The 2760-nt window shown below is 63.9% G+C and carries 2 protein-coding genes and 3 pseudogenes; all 5 read right to left on the reverse strand.

Features of this window, described 5'->3' with window-relative positions:
* Positions 1–304, reverse strand: a pseudogene (locus tag AHiyo1_RS24375) (GNAT family N-acetyltransferase); the annotation flags it as partial.
* 98 nt (positions 305–402) lie between these two features.
* Positions 403–1427: pseudogene (locus AHiyo1_RS01155) on the reverse strand (ATP-dependent 6-phosphofructokinase).
* Between the two features lie 156 nt (positions 1428–1583).
* Positions 1584–1841 carry a PspC domain-containing protein gene (locus tag AHiyo1_RS01160; protein WP_059387344.1) on the reverse strand — a complete coding sequence of 86 codons (258 nt, stop codon included), beginning with the start codon at positions 1839–1841 and terminating at the stop codon, positions 1584–1586.
* Between the two features lie 45 nt (positions 1842–1886).
* Positions 1887–2177, reverse strand: coding sequence for a hypothetical protein (locus AHiyo1_RS01165; protein WP_059387345.1), 291 nt, complete (start codon positions 2175–2177; stop codon positions 1887–1889).
* A gap of 1 nt (position 2178) precedes the next feature.
* Positions 2179–2760 (reverse strand): annotated as a pseudogene (locus AHiyo1_RS01170) (PspC domain-containing protein); the annotation flags it as partial.

Consider the following 2760-nt stretch of genomic DNA (forward strand, 5'->3'; position numbering starts at 1 on the left):
GCCGACGTCCCGAGCCGTGGCCGCCGTGTTCGCGGCTGATCCGCAATAGTGCGGAATGCTCGCTCAGTTGATCGTCCGAGAGTTCGACGGCGGCAGCCACCGCCCACGCGGGAGCCACCAATGCGGAGCGGCCAAAGAGCCTCACGAAGGTGATGGATTCGGCGTCTTCGTCTTCCCTGACCAGCCGCTCCCCGGTGCGGGCAGCAGGTGAGCCGGAGACGAAACTGAAGGCCTCGTCGTCGAACCCTAAGTGCCGGGCCCAGGCCAGCAGCACAATTTCCGCCGATCCCGCATCAAGTTCCATGACATCGAGTCTATGCAGTCCCGGAAAAGGAAAGGAGCAGGCAGGCACCGGGTGTACCTGCCTGCTCCTTGAAGAATCTGCTCTTGTGAAGAACCGGCTCAGCCGAACAGCACCGCAGCTTCGTCATAGCGGTTCTGCGGGACGGTCTTGAGCTTGCCCAAAGCGGCTTCGAAGCCCACATGCTCGATGTCCGTGCCCTTGAGGGCCACCATGGTTCCCCAGCGGCCTTCCACGACGGAATCGATGGCCGCCATGCCCAGGCGGGTGGCCAGGACGCGGTCAAAAGCCGACGGGACGCCGCCGCGCTGGATGTGGCCGAGGATCGTGGCACGGGTTTCGATGCCGGTGCGGGCTTCGATCTCCGGGGCGAGCTGGTCGGCGATGCCACCCAGGCGGGGCCGGCCGAAGGTATCCAGGCCGCGTTCGGAGTGCGGGGCCTCCATGTGGTCCGGAACAAAGCCCTCAGCGACAACAATCAGCGGCGCACGGCCACGATCGTGGGCCTCCTGGACCCACTCGGTGATCTGCTCGATGCTGACCTTCTGCTCGGGGATCAGGATGGCGTGCGCGCCGGCGGCCATGCCCGCGTGCAGGGCGATCCAGCCCACGTGGCGGCCCATGACCTCGGCGATCATGCAGCGGTGGTGGGATTCTCCCGTGGTGCGCAGCCGGTCGATGGCCTCGGTGGCGATCTGGACGGCGGTGTCGAAGCCGAAGGTGTAGTCGGTGGCGTCGAGGTCGTTGTCCACGGTCTTGGGGACGCCCACGATCCTCAAGCCGCGTCGGTGAGGCGCTTCGCGGCGGCCAAGGTGCCTTCGCCGCCGATGGCGATGATGGCGTCGATGCCGAGGCGGTCCATGTGGGCCTTGATGACATCCGGCCCGCCGCCGTTTTCGAACGGGTTGGTGCGGGAGGTGCCAAGGATGGTTCCACCCTGTTTGGCGATACCGCGGACCATAGTCCGGGGAATGTCGATGACGTCGCCCTCCACGACGCCCCGCCAACCGTCCCGGAAACCGACGAATTCCTGGCCGTGGATGGCGATTCCCTTGAGGACGGCGCCGCGGATGACGGCATTAAGTCCGGGGCAGTCGCCACCGCTGGTAAGGATTCCAATTTTCATGAGGGCTCAAATCCTGGCTAGGAGGTATACGTGCAGAGCGCCACGCTGAGCTCACAATGATTGTAGGGGGCAATGTGGGGTAGGACACAAACCGTGACCGCCGCGGATGAGACTTTTGAAACAACCAGGAAACAGCCCGGGCGAACCCGGGCTGTGCTAGTTCCTGCCTTGCGAGCGCTGGGTGAGGAAGGATTCCAGCGCAATGGTGCCGCTTTGGTTGGGAAGCAGCAACCATGCCACCACGTAGATCACGACGGCGGGTCCTGGTAGCAGGCAGAAGATCAGGTAGCCAATGCGGACGTAGGCTACGTCCACATTCAGCTTGGCGGCGATGCCACCGCAAACCCCTCCGATCAAACGCTGCGGACCGCGCTTCAGGCCGATGCCCCGTACGATGCTGAAGAACTTGTTCATGGCTAGAGCCTTCCCTGTTGTGGCTGCTTTGTCACGTGCTGCTTGCTAGCGGTGGTCGGAATCGGCGGCGCCGGAGTCCGGGCTGGACCCGCGGTCTTTTCGTGAGCGGGCGGAGACCAGGCCTCCGATCACGAGTGCCGCGCCGGCTCCGATCATGAGCCCGATCAGCACATAGGTGCCGTTGAGGACCACGAGGCCGAGTTTGGAAATGATGATCAAAGCTGCGAGTGCCAGGACAATCAGCCCCCAGACCACGGTGCCTACCCTTGCCCGGGCGGTTTGAACCGGGGTTTCAGGTGCTGTTTCAAATGCCTGCGTGGGTTCGTGCGTGCTCATGTCAGTTTCCTTCCTGGACGGTGACGTTGCTCAAAGTGCCGTTGAGCCTGACGACAAGCTTGGCGCCGGGTTTGTCCGTGTTGAAGCTGTCCCGGGTACCGCCATTGCTTTGGGTGACGGCGCTACCGTCTTGCTTGAGGTTCGCGAAGGTCATGTCCGCCTGGACCTCCACCGGCACGGTCGCCGGGATGACGAGTTTGATATTGCTGGCGGTGACGTCCATCGGAACAACGACGTCGGAGCTCAGCGGCGCGCTCAGGTTCAGCTTGGTCAGGTCGACGGTCCCGTTGACCCCGGTGATGTCGAAGCCTTTGCGGGCATCGTCGATGCTCACAGGATTCCATTGGGCATTCTGGAGACGGAAGTGGTCCGCGTTGGGCGCGATATTGAAGATGCCGCCGATCACCAGCGTGGCTATGGCCAGGAAGCCGAGTAGTCCCGACGTGCGGCCACGAAGCCCCGCAACAAGGATCCCGAGGCCGAGGACTCCGGCGCCTGTGGCCCAGACCACCGCGTTGGCGGCATCGCCCAGATGGATGACGTTGCCGGCGTCGAGCAGCTTGAGTGTTCCGCCGGCCAGCAA

It is taken from the genome of Arthrobacter sp. Hiyo1 (genome assembly GCF_001263615.2).
Lineage (GTDB): Bacteria > Actinomycetota > Actinomycetes > Actinomycetales > Micrococcaceae > Arthrobacter.

Bases quoted from the DNA above. Each gene is read 5' to 3' on its own strand.
- AHiyo1_RS01160 (WP_059387344.1), bottom strand. From the start codon at position 1,841: ATGAACAAGTTCTTCAGCATCGTACGGGGCATCGGCCTGAAGCGCGGT.
- AHiyo1_RS01165 (WP_059387345.1), bottom strand. From the start codon at position 2,177: ATGAGCACGCACGAACCCACGCAGGCATTTGAAACAGCACCTGAAACC.